Source organism: Kaistia sp. MMO-174, assembly GCF_037147815.1.
In the GTDB taxonomy this organism is placed as follows: domain Bacteria; phylum Pseudomonadota; class Alphaproteobacteria; order Rhizobiales; family Kaistiaceae; genus Kaistia; species Kaistia nematophila.
In genome coordinates, this window is record NZ_JBBCUO010000001.1 from 480,524 (window position 1) to 496,538 (window position 16,015).

A 16,015-nucleotide genomic window follows, 5' to 3' on the forward strand; every position below is an offset into this window, starting at 1 on the left:
ATGGCATTGGCCGAAGGGCGAACAACGACGCGCATCCGCTCGGGCGGATCGATTGCCGGGGCGCTCGGCGGCTTCAAGCTCTGGTGGCTGGTGCTGCCGGCTTTCCTGTTCTTCCTGCTCTTCTTCATCGCGCCGGTGGCGTCTCTCTTCGCGCTCGCCTTCGACAAGCCGGTTGCCGGCGTCGTCAACTTCGCGGGCAATCTGACCTTCGACAATTTCGTCCGTATCTTCACGCGGCCGCTCTATTATCTGGCGATCCTGCGTTCGATCTGGATCGCCGCGGTCGTCGCCGTCCTGGCCTTGGCGATCGGCTATCCGCTCGCCTATGTCATCGCCAAGACCGAGCATCCCGGCCGCAACACGCTGCTGATGATCCTCGTGCTCTCGTCGATGCAGCTCGATACCGTCATCCGCATGTACGGGCTGATGGTGCTGATGGGCGACCAGGGCCTGATCAATGGCGCGCTGATGTCGATCGGCCTGATCGAGAAGCCGCTGCCCTTGATGTACAACACCTTCGGCGTCGTCGTCGGCCTCGTCCAGATCGCCTTGCCCTTCATGATCCTGTCGCTGATCGGCATCATCAAGGCGATCCACCCCTCGCTCGAGGAGGCCGCCCGCAGCCTCGGCGCCACCCGCGCCGAAGCGTTCTGGCGGGTGACGCTGCCGCTCTCCATGCCGGGCATCCTGGCCGGGTCGCTGCTCGTCTTCGCGCTGTCGGTCTCGTCCTATGTCGTGCCGGCGCTGATGGGCGGCTGGAAGGTGATGGTCCTGCCGATCCACATCTACCAGCAGATCGCCGAGACCGGCCGCTGGCAGTTCGGCTCCGCCGTCGCCGTCGTCCTCTTCGCCACCAGCCTGATGGCCGTCTTCATCTATCACAGGGCCGCGGTGCGCTCGGCCGGAGGGCGGACATGATGCGCGACGAATCCGCAATCCCGCTCGTCTTCAAGGTCATCGCCGGCTTCGCGCTGCTCGTCCTGCTGCTGCCGCTGGTCATCGTCGTGCTGGCCGGCCTCAATGCCGGCGACTACCTGACCTTCCCGCCGCAGGGCCTGTCGCTTCGCTGGGTGAAGGCGTTCCTGACCTCGCCGGTGTTCCTGACGGCCTATTTCTACAGCTTCGCGCTGGCGCTTTGCTCCACGCTGATCTCCACCGTCGTCGGCACGCTGGCGGCGCTCTACCTCGCCCGCTCGTCGAGCAAGGCCTCCGGCGCGCTGCGGGGCTTCTTCATGCTGCCGATCGTGCTGCCCGGCGTGGTGCTGGGACTGGCGCTCTACGTGTTCTTCTCGACCACTGACATCGGTCTCGCCCGCACCTTCCCGGGTCTCCTGATCTGCCACGTGCTGGTGACATGCCCGTTCGTCATCGCCACGGTGACAGCGTCGCTGGTCGGCTTCGACGTCTCGCTGGAGGAGGCGGCGCGCAGCCTTGGCGCCTCGCCCTGGACCGCCTTCCGCAAGATCACGCTCCGGATCATCGCGCCGGGCATCTCGGCCGGCTGCATCTTCGCCTTCATCGTCTCCTTCGGCCAGTTCGAGACCACGCTGTTCCTGTCGGTGCCGAACCACGAGCCGCTGCCGATGGCGATGTATATTTCGCTTCGCTACAAGTTCGAGCCCACGGCGGCCGCGGCCGGCATCTTCGCCATCGCCCTCGTCGTCATCTCCACCATCGTCACATCCCGTCTCGTCAGCTTGCGGAGGGTCTTCAAGGCCTGAGGCACGGCCATGCTTCCACGCAGATGTCTACGCCCCGCCCAATGAGGCCGGGGTTCGCGAAAACAACAAAGGGGAATGCAATGAAGTCTACTTCCAAGGGAATCATCTCGACCCGGCGCGGCTTCCTGAAGGGCTCGGCCGCCGGCGCGCTCGCCCTCGGCACGGGCGTCAATCTCTTCAACATCAACCACGCCTGGTCGCAGGACGTGACCTATGACGGCTCCGTCTTCGACGCCGGCGGCGCGACGCTGCGGATCGCCGAATGGGGCGGCTTCTGGGAGGAGATCGTCCGCAAGGAACTGCTCGACCAGTTCGAGAAGGACTTCAACTGCAAGATCGCCTACGAGAGTTCGTTCCCCTGGTTCCCGAAATTCGTCGCCGGCGGCCCGCAGAAGCCGCCCTTCGCGCTGGTGAACTGGAACTATGGCGAGATGTTCAAGACGGCCGCGGCCGGCGATTTCTTCACGCCGCTCGACGAGGTCGTCGCCAACCTGCCGAACGCCAAGCTTATCTGGCCGTTCGCGACCGAGAACGGCGTCGGCGTGACGTGGAGCTATTCGCGCTACTGCTACGCCTACCGCACCGATCTGGTCGATCCGAAGCCGGCCGATTTCAAGACCTTCTGGGAAGAGAAGTTCGCCGGCAAACGCGGCACCTACATCACCTCGAACGGCCTGCAGATGGATTTCTTCATCGCCGCCTGCAAGCTGTTCGGCAAGGACCAGTATGACCTCGAGGCCGGCTACGAGGCCATGCGCAAGGCCATGCCGATGAAGATCTCCGACTTCACCGGCAACATGCAGACCCTGCTCGAGCGCGGCGAAGTCGAGCTCGCCGTCCAACACGACGCCGAGGTCTACCAGCAGATGGACAAGGGCGTGAAGGTCGCGCCGATGCTGTGGGAAGAGGTCAAGCCGATCCTGACCCAGACCAAGACCGTCAGCCGCTACATCGAGCCGACGGAAAAGAAGCTCGCCTACGCGCTTCTGAACCGCACGCTGGAGACCAAGCTGCAGTCGGTCATGGGCAGCACCTTCTACCAGCGCCCGGTCAACAAGGACGTGGTCATCACCGAGAACCTCGCCTCGAAGGGCGTCACCAACACGGCAGATGCGATCGCCGGTTACTGGACGCCGGACTGGAAGAGCTACAACGAGAACGAAGAGGACATCGTCGAGACGGTCAACGGCATCTTCGCCGGCTGACCCCTCAGCATCCGCCACGAACGATCCCGGGAACGGAAGCCTCGATACCCATGTCCGATATCCGCCTTGTGAACCTCACCAAGACCTATGGCGAAGGCAACGCCGTCTCCGAGATCAACCTGAACATCGGGGAGGGGGAGTTCTTCTCCCTCCTCGGTCCCTCCGGCTGCGGCAAGTCGACGACGCTGCGCATGATCGCCGGCTTCATCAAGCCGTCCTCCGGCCAGATCCTGATCGGTTCCGACGACGTCACCGGCCTGCCGCCGGAAAAGCGCGACATCGGCATCGTGTTCCAGAACTACGCGATCTTCCCGCACATGAACGTCGCGGAGAACATCGCCTTCGGCCTGAAGCTTCGGAAGCGCAACAAGAACGAGATCACCTGGCGCGTCACCGAGGCGCTGAAGCAGGTCGGCCTCGCCGGCTATGGCGAACGCTACCAGCGCCAGCTCTCCGGCGGCGAGCAGCAGCGCGTGGCGCTCGCCCGCGTGCTGGTGACCGAGCCGCGCATCCTGTTGCTCGACGAGCCGCTCTCGGCCCTCGACAAGGGCCTGCGCGAGGAGATGAAGTTCTGGATCAAGGACCTGCAGAAGAATCTCGGCATTACCACGGTCTATGTCACGCACGACCAGGACGAGGCGCTGACCATGTCCGACCGCATCGGCGTGATGTCAAAGTCGAAGATCGTTCAGGTCGGTACGCCGCAGGAGATTTACGAGCGGCCAAAGACGCTGTTCGTCACCAGCTTCATCGGCCATTCCAACATGCTCGACGTCACCATCCGCGGCCAGGATGCGACCGGCGTCACCGTCGATCTCGGCGGCCATGAACTGAAGACCCGCGCTTCCTCCGCCGTCACGCCGGGCGGCGCCGCCAAGCTGGTGGTGCGGCCGGAAAACGTCCTCATCGGCGGAGCGATCGGCGACGGCGATGCCCGCCTGAGCGCCACCGTGCTGAGCGAAACCTACCAGGGCCCGATCGTCCGCTACCGGCTCAAGGTCGGCGAGCAGGAGATCGTCGCCGAACGTCAGAACCAGGCGCATGTCGAGCGCTTCTCCCCCGGCACGGTCGTGACGATCGGCTGGGATCCCGAATGGTCAGAGGCGCTCGTCGCCTGATCCCCTCCAGCACCCAGAATTCCACCAGATCGAGGTTCGATAATGCGTATCGGCATTGACGTCGGCGGCACCAACACGGATGCCGCCCTGATGGACGGCCTGACCGTCCGGGGCGCCTGCAAGACTCCGACGACCTCGGATGTGAGCTCCGGCATCTCCAAGGTACTGCGCGACGTGTTGAGCCTGACGGGCGTCGCCGTCTCCGAGATCAAGGCCGTGATGATCGGCACCACGCATTTCACCAATGCCGTGGTCGAGCGCAAGCGTCTGCTCGAAGTTGCCGCCATCCGCCTCGGCCTGCCGGCGACCAAGGGCCTGCCGCCGATGACGGACTGGCCGAACGACCTCGCCAGCACGCTCGGCCGCCACACCTTCATGGTGCGCGGCGGACACGAGTTCGACGGCCGCGAGATCTCGCCGCTCGACGAGAAGGAAATCCTGCGTATTGCCGGCGAGATCAAGTCGCGCGGCCTGAAGACCGCGTCGGTCACCTCGGTGTTCTCGCCGGTCACGCCGATCATGGAGCAGCGCGCCGCCGAGATCCTGCGCAACGAGGTGCCCGATCTCTCGATCTCGCTGTCACATGAGATCGGTCGCGTCGGCTTCCTGGAGCGCGAGAACGCGACGATCATGAACGCCTGCCTCGCCGACCTGTCGACGCGGGTGGTGAACTCGTTCCGCCAGGCGCTGAAGGACCTGTCGATCGAGGCGCCGTTCTTCATCAGCCAGAACGACGGCACGCTGATGACGCCCGATTATGTCGCGCGCTATCCCGTCCTCACCTTCGCATCCGGCCCGACCAATTCGATGCGCGGCGCCGCGCTGCTCGCCGGCGAGAAGGAAGCCATGGTCGTCGATATCGGCGGCACGACCTCCGACGTCGGCATGCTGATGCAGGGTTTTCCGCGCGAATCCGCGGTGGCGGTCGACATCGGTGGCGTGCGCACCAATTTCCGCATGCCGGACGTGCTGGCGATCGGCCTCGGCGGCGGCTCGATCATCCGCGACGAGGGCACGCGCATCGGCCCGGATTCGGTCGGTTACGAGATCACCTCGAAGGCGCTCGTCTTCGGCGGCGACACGCTGACCACGACCGACATCGTGGTCGCGGCCGGTCTCGAGGATATCGGCGACCGTTCGCGCGTCGCCCACATCCCGGCCAAGACCATCAACAACGCGCTCGACACCATGCACCGCATGGTCGATGAGGCGGTCGACCGCATGAAGACCAGCGCCGATCCGCTGCCGGTCATCCTCGTCGGCGGCGGCTCCATTCTCGTCTCGCGCGACCTGCCCTCGGCTTCGAAGGTGATCCGGCCGGAGAACGCCTCCGTCGCCAACGCCATCGGCGCGGCGATCGCCCAGGTCGGCGGCGAGATCGACCGCATCTTCTCGCTCGAAGGCACCTCGCGCGACATCGTGCTCGCCGGCGCTAAGGCCGAGGCGACGGAGCGCTCGACCAAGGCCGGCGCCGATCCGGACTCGGTCAAGATCGTCGACATCGAGGAAGTCCCGCTCGCCTACCTGCCGGGAAGCGCCACGCGCATCCGCGTCAAGGCGGTCGGCGACCTGGTGATGGATTGAGCCCGCCATGAAGCTCACCTCCGAAGACCTCCACGACCTCGCGGTCGGCGCCGCCTTCCTCGGCACCGGCGGCGGTGGCAATCCCTATGTCGGCCGCCTCATGGTGCAGCGCTGCCTGGACGAGGGGCTGACGGTCGACCTGATCGACCCGACCGACGTCCCGGACGAGGCGCTGGTCATCCCGACCGCCATGATGGGCGCGCCCACCGTGCTGATCGAGAAGCTGCCGAGCGGCGAGGAGGCGATCACCTCCTTCCGGCAGCTCGAGAAGCATCTCGGCCGCAAGGCGTTCGCCACGATGCCGATCGAGATCGGGGGCATCAACTCGACCATCCCGCTTGTCGTCGGCGCGCGCCTCGGCATCCCGATCGTCGATGCCGACGGCATGGGCCGCGCCTTCCCGGAACTGCAGATGGAAACCTTCGGCGTCTACGGCGTCTCGGGCAGCCCGATGTATGTGACGGACGAGGACAACGACTCCACCCTGCTGATGGCGACCGACAACAAGAGCATGGAGTGGCTGTCGCGCATGGTGGCGATCCGCATGGGCGGCTGCGCCTATATTGCGGAATATTCGATGTCGGGCGCCGACGTGAAGCGCACGGCCGTGCCCAACACGATGACGCTCGCCATGCGCATCGGTCGCTGCCTGCGCGAGGCCAAGGCCAGCCACCAGAGCCCGTTCGACGCTCTGCTGAACCTGATGCCGCAGACGCTCTACAACCATGCGCGCATCATCTTCACCGGCAAGCTGGTCGACGTGCAGCGAGAGACCCGCAACGGCTTCTCGATGGGTCGGGCCCGCATCGACGGCCTCGGCCCCTGGGTCGGCACGATGGAGATCGAGATCCAGAACGAGAACCTGATCGCCCGCGTCAATGGCGAGGTCAGGGCGATCGTGCCGGACCTGATCTGCATCATGGATAGCGAAAGCGCCGAGCCGATCACGACCGAGCAGCTGCGCTACGGCCAGCGCGTCACCGTGGTCGCCGTCGCCGTGCCCGCGATCATGCGCACGCCGGAAGCGCTCGACGTCTTCGGTCCCCGCTGCTTCGGCCTCGATCACCCCTTCACCCCCATCGAGACAATGGCCTGAGATGATCACCCACATCACGCTCGACGACCTGGAAGACCTGGCGCTCGGTGCCGCCGTGCTCGGCACGGGTGGCGGTGGCGACCCCTATATCGGCAAGCTGTTCGCCCGCGCGGCGATCGAGGAGCACGGGCCTGTGCGGCTGCTGTCGCTTGACGAGGTGCCGGACGCGGTCCGCGTGCTGACCTGCGGCGCCATGGGCGCGCCGACCATCCTGATCGAGAAGATCGCCAGCGGCGACGAGATGGGCCTCGCCTTCGACACCTACGAGGCCCACACCGGCAGCAAGGTCGAGGCGGTGATGCCGTTCGAGGCCGGCGGCGTCAATTCGACCATTCCCGTCATGATCGCCGCCAAGCGCGGCCTGCCGCTGGTCGATGCCGACGGCATGGGCCGCGCCTTCCCGCAGCTCGAGATGGAAACCTTCAACGTCTATGGCGTGCCGGCCTCGCCGGTCGCGATCGCCGACGAACAGGGCAATACCGGCATCATCCAGACGAGCTCGGCCGCCAAGGCCGAGTGGATCGCCCGCGGCATCACCATCCGCATGGGCGGCCAGGCCTATATCGCCAATTACGGCATGGACGGCGCCACCGCCCGGCGTGTCTCGGTTCCCGGCACCGTGTCGCTCGCGATCGGCATCGGCCGCACGCTGCGCGAGGCGCGCGAGAACCATCAGGACATGATCCAGGCGCTGATCGATTTCTTCGCCACCACGCATTACGAGGAGGCGCGCATCGTCGGCTCCGGCAAGATCACCGACGTGTCGCGGCGGATGGAGAATGGCTGGTCGGTCGGCATCGCGACGATCGAGCCCTTCGGCGGCGGCACGCCGATGCAGATCCGCATCCAGAACGAGAATCTGGTGGTGGAGCAGGGCGAGGACGTGCTGGCGATCGTTCCGGACCTGATCTGTCTGCTCGACGTCGATACCGCCGAGCCGATCCTGACCGAGCGGCTGCGCTACGGCCAGCGCGTCAATATCCTCGCCGTGCGCGTGCCGCCGATCATGCGGACGCCCGAGGCGCTTGCCGTCTTCGGCCCGAAGGCGTTTGGCCTCAAGCACGAATACACGGGTCTGGGGCTGGAAGCTTGAACCTCTGGTGAAATCGGGATCGGCCGTTATACTCGGATCCACATAGGGCGTGCCTCTGTTCCAGAGGCATGATCGATACGCCGATCCGGATCCAATGACGGTTGCATCTGTCGTCAACCATCCCGCCGAGGCGCGGCGCCGCACCACTGTGCCGCGCCGTTTCGCCGACGCGATCGAACGCCCGTTCCTGATCGACTGCATCCGCAACGGCATTGCCGGGCAGGTCGTCGTGCTGCAGGCGCCGTCCGGCTTCGGCAAGACGGAACTGCTCGCCGCCGCCTACGAGATCCTGCCCGAGCCGGGCGACCGCTTCGGTTGGCTGACGGTGTCGGCGGTCGATGCCAACCCGGCCATGTTTCTCGACGGAATCGCCGCCGCCTTCGGGCTCCAGCCGCGTCCCGCCATCGATCGCGACATCGAGGCTTCGGCGCAGCGCCTTCTGGCGCGCCTTGCCGAAAGCGGCGAGCGCTTCGTCCTCTTCCTCGACGAGTTCCAGTCCGCCGCCGGCGAGGCCTTCTTTGCGTGCTGCTCGGTGCTGTTCCGCCATCTGCCCGACAATGTCCGCCTCGTCATCGCCTCGAACAGCCGTCCCGATATTCCGCTCTCGCGCTTTCGCCTGCGCGGCTTCCTGACCGAGCTGCTTTCCGGCGATCTCGCCTTCACGCGTACCGAAATGCGCCGCCTGCTCGGCAAGCGCATGGCGGCCAACGAGCTCGATGCCTTCGCCGAACTGACCGGCGGCTGGCCGGCGCTGGTGCAACTCGCCGTACCGCTTCTCGGCACGACCGATGATGCGCGCGACCGCGCCGAGCTGCTGGACGGCACGCACCGCACGTTTCGCGATTTCATGTCGGAAGAGATCGTTCCGCGCATTCCGCGCGACATGCGCGAGGCGCTGACAGTCTGCTCGATCCTCGCCGATTTTCCGCTCGATCTCGCCTCGCATCTGGCCGGCGTCGCCGTCGAGCAGCGTTCGGTGCGCGATCTCGAGGATTTCGCGCCGATCATCGTGCCGGTCGACCAGCGTCCCGGATGGTTCCGCCTGCATCCGGTGCTGCGCGCGGCCTTCTCGTCACAGCTGCAACTGCATCCTTCCGAGCGCGTGCTGGCCCTGCATTCGAAGGCCGCGAGCTGGTTCGCCGCCCGCGATCATCTCGAAAAGGCCGTGACGCACGCGTCGCTCGCCGGCGATTTCGCGCTTGCCGCCGAGACGATCCGCCGGGCTGGCGGCGTCAACATCTTCCTGCGCGCCGGCCATTCCGTGCTGGAGCGGCTGATCGAGAACATCCCGGCCGGCGACATCTACCGCTCGCCGAGCCTGAAGCTGATCTACGCCCTCGTGCTCGGCAAGCGCGGCCGTATCCGCTCGGCCCGCGAGATCGTCGACGATCTGCGCGATTCCGGCGAGATCGACGAGCTGGGCCTGGTTCCTCCCGATGGCGAACTGGAGTTCGGCCATATCGAGGGGATGATCGACATCTACGAGGATTGCCACTTCGAGGACGAGCAGATCGAGGCGCTGGAACGCCTGCTCGGCCGGCTCGGGCCGAAGGATACCTGGGATCGCGGCTGGCTCTACAATCACCTCTGCATCGCCTATACGCGCCGGGGCGATCTCGACCGCGCCCGCACCAACGCGCTGCGCTCGCTCGCCTGCTATCGGGAGGAGCGGGCAGCCTATCCGCAGATCTTCATGCTGATCCATCTGAGCCTGGTCACGCTGCTGACCGGGCGGCCGTCGGCGGCGCTGATGCTGGCGCGCGAGGCGGAGGAACTGGCGCAGCGCACGCAATGGAGCGACCGCAACCTGCTCGCCATCGCCCATATCCCGATGGCGGAGGCGCTCTACCAGCAGTCGGAGGTGCGTGAGGCCGAGAGGATGCTGCGCGAGGGCATGCCCTTCGTCGCCCGCGGCGAGGGCTGGGTCGACCTGTTCGTGCGCGGCTATGGCATCCTCGCCCGGGCGCAGATGGGGCTGATGGGCATCGAGGCGGCGCTCGGCGTCATAGACCGCGCCGAGGAAGTGGCAATCGAGCGCGATCTGTCGCGGCTGCGCCTTGCCGTGCGCATTCTTCGCGTCGAACTGCTCACCCGCGCCGGACTGCTCGAAGCGGCAGCGCAGGTCATTTCCGACATGCCGGCTTTGGACGAGACCGTGCTCTGGCCGACCTGGCGCGAATGGGGCGACGCCTCGATCGTGCAGGCGCGGCTGCTGGCCCGCACTGGCCAACCCGACGCGGCCATCGGCCGGCTGGAAATGCTGGTCGAGCGGGCGGCGGGGCGCGATCACGGAAGCCACCAGTTGGCCGCGTCCGTCGTCTCCATCGAGGCCTACTGGGCGGCGGGCCGGATGGAGGATGCGCTGGCTGCCTTGCAGCGCTCGATCGCCATGGCGCAACCGCAGGACAGCCTGCAGATCTTCCTCGACGAGGGCCAGCCGCTTTCGCAGGCCGTGCGGGGTATCGTGCGCCGCTTCGGCCTCTCGACCTTCAGCCCGAAGACGGCCGAGTTCGTCAGCCGCATCGCCGGGGCGCTGCATCAGGTCAATCCGAACCAGCCGCGCGTCGGCACCGACCTTCTGACGGCGCGCGAATCCGAGATGCTGGAATTCCTGGCCCGGGACGCCACCAACAAGGAGATAGCCCGCGACCTCGGCCTGACCGAGGCCACGGTGAAGTTCCACCTGAAGAACCTTTACGCCAAGCTCGGCGTCGGGCGCCGCAGCCTCGCCGTCTCGGTCGCCCGCAAGGTCAGCCTGCTCGGGGTGGATTGAGGAAGGGGGGCCGGTGCCGTCAGCCCATCATGCTGACATGCGCCGCCGCGACCTTCCAGCCGTCCTCGGTCCGGATCCAGGTCTGCATCTGGCGGCCGACCTGGCCGGGGAAATCGGGACGGTGGAAAAGCGTTGAGGCGATGGCGACGTCGTTGCCATAGGTGGTGATGACGGTATTCGACAGTGTGCGCTCGAAAGGTTTCTGCACGGCGCGGAACTGCCGAACCTCGTCGATGCCGTGTTGCACCTCGGCGACGCCGTAGCGGATGGTGCGTTCCGAATGCAGGAACATCGCGTCGAGCGTCGCCCCGTCGTTCTCCAGCAGCGCCTTCTCATAGGCCTGGAAGATCGCCGTCACCTCGGCCACGAGGTTGGGATCGTCGACAACAAGGGTCTCAGCCATCGGCCATGGCTCCTGCAAAGGCAGTCTCCAGTGCTGCGAGTGGCGTCGCCCAGCCGACGATGCCGCCCTGCGCGACGATCATCTCGATCGCGGTCGCCTTGAATTCCGGGAAATAGCTCTCGGTCGCATCCTCGATCAGCAAGCATTCATAGCCGCGATCGTTCGCCTCGCGCATCGAGGTCTGGACGCAGACTTCGGTGGTGACGCCGGCGAAGACGAGCTGCGTGATGCCGCGTTCCAGCAGGGTCTGGTGCAGGCCGGTCGCCCAGAACATGCCCTTGCCCGGCTTGTCGATGACGATCTCGCCGGCGACGGGCGCCAGGTCGGGCAGGATCTGGTTGCCGGGCTCGCCGGCGATCAGAATCCGCCCCATCGCGCCCTCGTCGCCGATCCGAAGGCCCGGCTTGCCGCGCATGCGCTTGGCCGGCGGGCAATCGGAAAGGTCGGGCTTGTGCGCCTCGCGGGTGTGCACGACGAGCATGCCGTGCGTCCGGAAGAAGCCGATCAGGCGGGCGACGGTCGGCACGATCGCCGTCAGCCGCGACACGTCGTTGCCGAGCACGGCGCCGAAGCCGCCCGGCTCGATGAAGTCGCGCTGCATGTCGATGACGACGAGCGCCGCCTTGTCCGGCTCGATCGAGAAATCATAGGGGCGGGCGGGGACGGAAAGCGCCATGCTCAATGCCCCGCCATGTGCTGGCCGATGGTGTTGCGGTCGGTGTCCTCGATCGCCGCGACATAGCCGATCGCGCCGCCCGACATCACCGCCACCCGGTCGGAGAGTTCGAGGATCTCGTCGAGGTCCTCGCTGACCAGCAGCACCGCCGCGCCACGGTTGCGCTGCTCCATGATCTGGCTGCGGATCTCGGAGACCGAGGCGAAGTCGAGGCCGAAGCACGGGTTGGCGACGATCAGCACGTCGACATCGCCGGAGAGCTCGCGCGCCAGCACGGCGCGCTGGACGTTGCCGCCGGAGAGCGTCTCGATCGGCGCGTCGGCCGAGGTCGTCTTGACCCGGTAGCGCTCGATCAGTTCGCCGGCGCGGCGCCGCATCGGCCCGGGCGACAGCCACCAGCCGAGGCTTGCCATCGGCGCCTTGTCGAAGGCGCGGAACGCCATGTTCTCGGCCACGCTCATGCGCGGCACCGTGGCGTTCTTCAGCGGCTCTTCCGGCAGGCCGAACACCTTGAAGCGGTCGAAGTCGCCGCGCTTGGGCTCGAACGGCTTGCCATGGATGAAGATGGCGCCGTCCTTCAGCTGCCGCTGCCCGGCCAGCGCCTCGACCAGCGCGCTCTGGCCGTTGCCGGAGACGCCGGCGATGCCGACGATCTCGCCGGCCTTGACCTTCAAATTGATCGCATCGAGCACCGGACGGCCTTCGCCGTCCTCGGCGACGAGGCCGGCCAGTTCGAGCACGGCGGCCTTGTCATTGTGCTTCAGCCGCTCGGCGCGCTCGCGGATCTCGGTGTCGCCGATCATCATTCGGCTCATCTCGGCGACGGTCGCCGTCTGGGCGTCGCCCGAGCCGGTGAGCTTGCCGCGCCGGAGCACGGTGAAGCTGTCGCAGAACGCCTTCACCTCGCGGAACTTGTGGCTGATCATCAGCACGGTGACTTCGCCGCGCCGCGCCATCTCGCCGAGCAGGCCGAGCACTTCGTCCGCCTCGCCCGGCGTCAGCACCGAGGTCGGTTCGTCGAGGATGACGAAGCGCTGTTCCAGATAGAGCAGCTTGAGGATCTCGAGCTTCTGCTTTTCGCCGGCCGAGAGCGACGAGACCTGTTCGTTGAGCGGCACGCGGAACGGCATGCGGTCCATGAAGGCTTCGAGCCGCGGCTTCTCTGCCCGCCAGTCGATGACGGCCGGCGTATCGGCGCGCGAGATGACGAGGTTTTCCGCGACCGTCAGGCACGGCACCAGCGTGAAATGCTGGTAGACCATGCCGATGCCGAGGTCGCGCGCGTCGCGCGGGCTGCGGATCTCCACCTCCTTGTCGTCGAGCAGCACCGACCCGCGCTCGGGCGTGTAGAAGCCCATGATGCATTTGACGAGCGTCGACTTGCCGGCGCCGTTCTCGCCGAGCAGGGCATGGAACGAGCCCGGCTTGACGTCGATCGACACGTCGTCGAGCGCGGTGAAGGCGCCGAAGGTCTTGGTCATGCCGATCGTCTGCAGCGCCGGCGCGCGCAGCGGCAGGACGGCGTTGGCGGGCTGGGCGGCGATGTTCACGGCAGCGCCTCCAGCAGCTCGGCCGATGTCGCCACCGCGCCGAAGACGCCGCCCTGCATCTTGATCATGTCGATGGCGGCGAGATGATTCTCGACCTTGGTCGCGGCGCAGCAATCCGACAGCAGCAGGCATTCATAACCGCGGTCGTTGGCGTCGCGCATGGTGGTGTGGACGCAGACATCGGTGGTGACGCCGGTGAAGATGATGTTGCGGATGTTCTTCATCCTGAGCACCAGGTCGAAATCCGTGGCGATGAACGTGCCCTTGCCGGGCTTGTCGATGATCGCCTCGCCGGGCTCCGGCCTGAGCTCGGAGATGATCTCCCAGCCCGGCTCGCCGCGCACCAGGATGCGGCCGCACGGCCCCTGGTCGCCGATGCCGGCGCCGATCCGCTGCGAGCGCCACCGCTTGTTGGCCGGGAGGTCGGAGAGGTCCGGTTTGTGGCCCTCGCGGGTGTGGATGACCGGATAGCCCTTGGCGCGCATGGCGGCCAGCACCGACTGGATCGGCCCGATCGGCGCCCGGGTCAGCGAGATGTCGTAGCCCATCGAGTCGACGTAGCCGCCCGGCGCGCAGAAATCGGTCTGCATGTCGATGACGACCAGACAGGTGTTGTGCGGCCCGAGATCGCCGTCGAACGGCCAGGGATACGGGTCGGAGGCGACCGTGACGGCATTGGGCTTCAGGGCGGCGTCTATGCGTTCATCGACGAGTGTCATGGCAACCTCTGGGGACGACCGGGCTATGGGAGACGATCACTTGACGATGGAGAGTTCGCCGGGCGCTTCGCGCGCTGCGCTCTTGGATCGCGCCGAGGCGATCATGATGAAGAGGGTCAGGATGTAGGGCGCGGCGTTGAAGAAGTAGTAGCCCTGGCTGATGCCGATCGATTGCAGCGAGGGGCCGAGCGCGCCGGCCGCCCCGAACAGCAGCGCCGCCAGAACGCAGCGGATCGGATCCCAGCGGGCGAAGATCACCAGCGCCACCGCCATCAGGCCCTGGCCGGAAGAGAGGCCCTCGTTCCAGCTGCCGGGATAGAACAGCGACAGGAAGGCGCCGCCGACGCCGGCGAGGAAGCCGCCGGCCGCCGTCGCGAGCAGGCGCACCAGATCGACCGAGACGCCCATGGCGCGCGCCGAGGCGGCGCTGTCGCCGGTCATGCGCAGGATCAGGCCCCAGCGCGTATTGGCGAGCGCCCAGCGCAGGAACAGCGCCAGCGCGATGCCGACGAAGAACAGCGGATTAACCTGCAGCGCCTGCGCCACCAGCGGATCGGACGACCAGCCGCCGAGCGGTATAGCCTCCAGGCGCGGCGCGGTCGGCTGGATGAACGGCTTTCCGAAGAAGAAGGCGAGGCCGGTGCCGAAGCTCATGAAGGCGATGCCGATGGCGATGTCGTTCACCTTGGGCAGCTTGCAGATGTAGCCATGCATAGCGCCGAGCACGAGGCCGGAGCAGCCGGCCAGGAGCACGCCGAGCCACGGGCTGCCGGTGGTGTAGGAGCCGGCATAGGCGACCATGGCGCCGAGGACGAGATTGCCCTCGAGCCCGAGATTGATGCGGCCGGACTTCTCGGTCAGGCATTCGCCGAGCGCCACGAACATGAAGGGCGTCGAGACGCGGATGGCGCCGCCGATCATGGCGATCAGCACGATGAAGAGATCGGCCTGGCTCATGCTCTCTCTCCCGAACGCTTCGGCTGCAGGAAGGGGATGCGGCCGTAGAAGGTCTCGCTGACCAGCAGCACGACGAAGATCATTCCCTGCAGCACCAGCACGGTCGCGTCCGGCATCGCCATGCGGCGCTGGACCAGGCCGCCGGCGGCGGCCAGCGCGCCGAACAGGATGGCGACCGGCACGACGGCGAGCGGGTTCTGCCGGGCGAGGAAGGCGACGAGGATGCCGGTGAAGCCGTAGCCCGCCACCAGCGAGGCATTGGCCTGGCCGTGGATGGCGGCGACTTCGAAGAAGCCGGCGAGCCCGGCGCAGGCGCCGGCGATGGCGCAGCAGGCGACCATCAGCAGGCCGACCGGCAGGCCCTGCGCCTGCGCGGCGCGGACATTGCCGCCGGTCATGCGCGCGGCGAAGCCGAAGGTGGTGCGCGACATCAGCAGCCAGAGCGCGACGGCGAGGACGACGCCGGCGGCAAGGCCCCAATGCACCGAGGTTCCCGGCATCGGGCCGATGCGATAGGCGTCGCCGATCGGCATGGTCGAGGGCTTGTTGGCGGAGGACGGATCGCGCAGCGCGCCCTCGACGAAGAAGTTCATGATCGCGATGGCGATGTAGGAGAGCAGCAGCGACGAGATCGTCTCGTTGACGCCGCGATAATGGCGCAGCCAGCCGGCGAGGCCGATCCAGATCGCGCCGACCAGCATCGCCGCCACCGCCATGATCGGCAGGCCGATCCAGGGCGTCCAGCCGCCGCGGACGAGCGGGATGGCGACAGCCGCGGCGGAGAAGCCGCCGAGCACGAGCGCGCCTTCTGCGCCGATCAGGGTGAGGCCGATGCGCGCCGGAACCGCGAAGGCGAGGCCGGTCAGGATCAGCGGCGCGGCCCGCTGCAGCGTGTTCTGGATCGAGAAGGCGGAGCCGAAGCCGCCGGTCCAGATCAGGTTGAAGAAGGTGACGGGCGACTTGCCGAGAACGAGCAGGAAGATCGAGAAGAGCACCGCCGATGCCAGGAGGGCGCCGACCGGAATGAGCACGGCTTCGATCATGCGGACCGCGCGCGGGCTGAGGCCGCCGCGTTCGGCCGCGGAAGTGGCGAGCACCGCCGTCATCATGCGCCTCCTTG

The 16,015-nt window shown here is 66.9% G+C and carries 14 protein-coding genes; 8 read left to right on the forward strand and 6 right to left on the reverse strand.

What is annotated here, in order from left to right; genetic code table 11:
- The 8 genes from WFK98_RS02060 to WFK98_RS02095 all read left to right on the forward strand — a co-directional run bounded on the left by WFK98_RS02060 (nucleotide 1) and on the right by WFK98_RS02095 (nucleotide 10,590).
- Nucleotides 1-918 (forward strand): ABC transporter permease, encoded by a 918-nt coding sequence (locus tag WFK98_RS02060; RefSeq protein ID WP_336799115.1) that lies wholly within the window; start codon nucleotides 1-3, stop codon nucleotides 916-918.
- Complete coding sequence (locus WFK98_RS02065; RefSeq protein ID WP_336799116.1) at nucleotides 915-1,721, forward strand: ABC transporter permease; 807 nt, start codon at nucleotides 915-917, stop codon at nucleotides 1,719-1,721. The genes WFK98_RS02060 and WFK98_RS02065 overlap by 4 nt, the downstream gene beginning before the upstream one ends.
- An 80-nt stretch (nucleotides 1,722-1,801) precedes the next feature.
- Nucleotides 1,802-2,926 carry an ABC transporter substrate-binding protein gene (locus tag WFK98_RS02070; protein WP_266339171.1) on the forward strand — a complete coding sequence of 375 codons (1,125 nt, stop codon included), beginning with the start codon at nucleotides 1,802-1,804 and terminating at the stop codon, nucleotides 2,924-2,926.
- Nucleotides 2,927-2,976: 50 nt separating this feature from the next.
- Nucleotides 2,977-4,044 (forward strand): ABC transporter ATP-binding protein, encoded by a 1,068-nt coding sequence (locus WFK98_RS02075; RefSeq protein ID WP_266339172.1) that lies wholly within the window; start codon nucleotides 2,977-2,979, stop codon nucleotides 4,042-4,044.
- A gap of 42 nt (nucleotides 4,045-4,086) precedes the next feature.
- The gene (locus WFK98_RS02080) at nucleotides 4,087-5,628 is read left to right on the forward strand and encodes a hydantoinase/oxoprolinase family protein (RefSeq protein WP_336799117.1); all 1,542 of its coding nucleotides are present in this window, start codon (nucleotides 4,087-4,089) and stop codon (nucleotides 5,626-5,628) included.
- Between the two features lie 7 nt (nucleotides 5,629-5,635).
- The gene (locus WFK98_RS02085; RefSeq protein ID WP_336799118.1) at nucleotides 5,636-6,724 is read left to right on the forward strand and encodes a DUF917 domain-containing protein; all 1,089 of its coding nucleotides are present in this window, start codon (nucleotides 5,636-5,638) and stop codon (nucleotides 6,722-6,724) included.
- Between the two features lies 1 nt (nucleotide 6,725).
- On the forward strand, nucleotides 6,726-7,817 hold the full coding sequence (locus WFK98_RS02090; protein WP_266339175.1) for a DUF917 domain-containing protein: 1,092 nt from the start codon (nucleotides 6,726-6,728) through the stop codon (nucleotides 7,815-7,817).
- A gap of 94 nt (nucleotides 7,818-7,911) precedes the next feature.
- The gene (locus tag WFK98_RS02095) at nucleotides 7,912-10,590 is read left to right on the forward strand and encodes a LuxR C-terminal-related transcriptional regulator (RefSeq protein ID WP_336799119.1); all 2,679 of its coding nucleotides are present in this window, start codon (nucleotides 7,912-7,914) and stop codon (nucleotides 10,588-10,590) included.
- Between the two features lie 19 nt (nucleotides 10,591-10,609).
- Here WFK98_RS02095 and hpxZ read toward each other — a convergent pair whose 3' ends face one another.
- The 6 genes from hpxZ to WFK98_RS02125 form a co-directional block, all read right to left on the reverse strand.
- Complete coding sequence (gene hpxZ, locus WFK98_RS02100) at nucleotides 10,610-10,993, reverse strand: oxalurate catabolism protein HpxZ (protein ID WP_266339177.1); 384 nt, start codon at nucleotides 10,991-10,993, stop codon at nucleotides 10,610-10,612.
- Nucleotides 10,986-11,669 (reverse strand): cysteine hydrolase family protein, encoded by a 684-nt coding sequence (locus WFK98_RS02105; RefSeq protein WP_336799120.1) that lies wholly within the window; start codon nucleotides 11,667-11,669, stop codon nucleotides 10,986-10,988. Before WFK98_RS02105 ends, hpxZ begins: the two co-directional genes overlap by 8 nt.
- A 2-nt stretch (nucleotides 11,670-11,671) precedes the next feature.
- On the reverse strand, nucleotides 11,672-13,150 hold the full coding sequence (locus WFK98_RS02110) for an ABC transporter ATP-binding protein (RefSeq protein WP_336799589.1): 1,479 nt from the start codon (nucleotides 13,148-13,150) through the stop codon (nucleotides 11,672-11,674).
- Nucleotides 13,151-13,215: 65 nt separating this feature from the next.
- Entirely contained in the window at nucleotides 13,216-13,938 is a 723-nt protein-coding gene (biuH, locus tag WFK98_RS02115; protein WP_336799121.1) for a biuret amidohydrolase, read from the reverse strand.
- 36 nt (nucleotides 13,939-13,974) lie between these two features.
- Nucleotides 13,975-14,895: an ABC transporter permease gene (locus WFK98_RS02120; RefSeq protein WP_266339180.1), complete on the reverse strand. Its 921-nt coding sequence runs from the start codon at nucleotides 14,893-14,895 to the stop codon at nucleotides 13,975-13,977.
- Nucleotides 14,892-16,001, reverse strand: a complete 1,110-nt coding sequence (locus WFK98_RS02125; RefSeq protein WP_336799590.1) for an ABC transporter permease — start codon at nucleotides 15,999-16,001, stop codon at nucleotides 14,892-14,894. The genes WFK98_RS02120 and WFK98_RS02125 overlap by 4 nt, the downstream gene beginning before the upstream one ends.
- Between the last annotated feature and the right edge of the window lie 14 nt (nucleotides 16,002-16,015).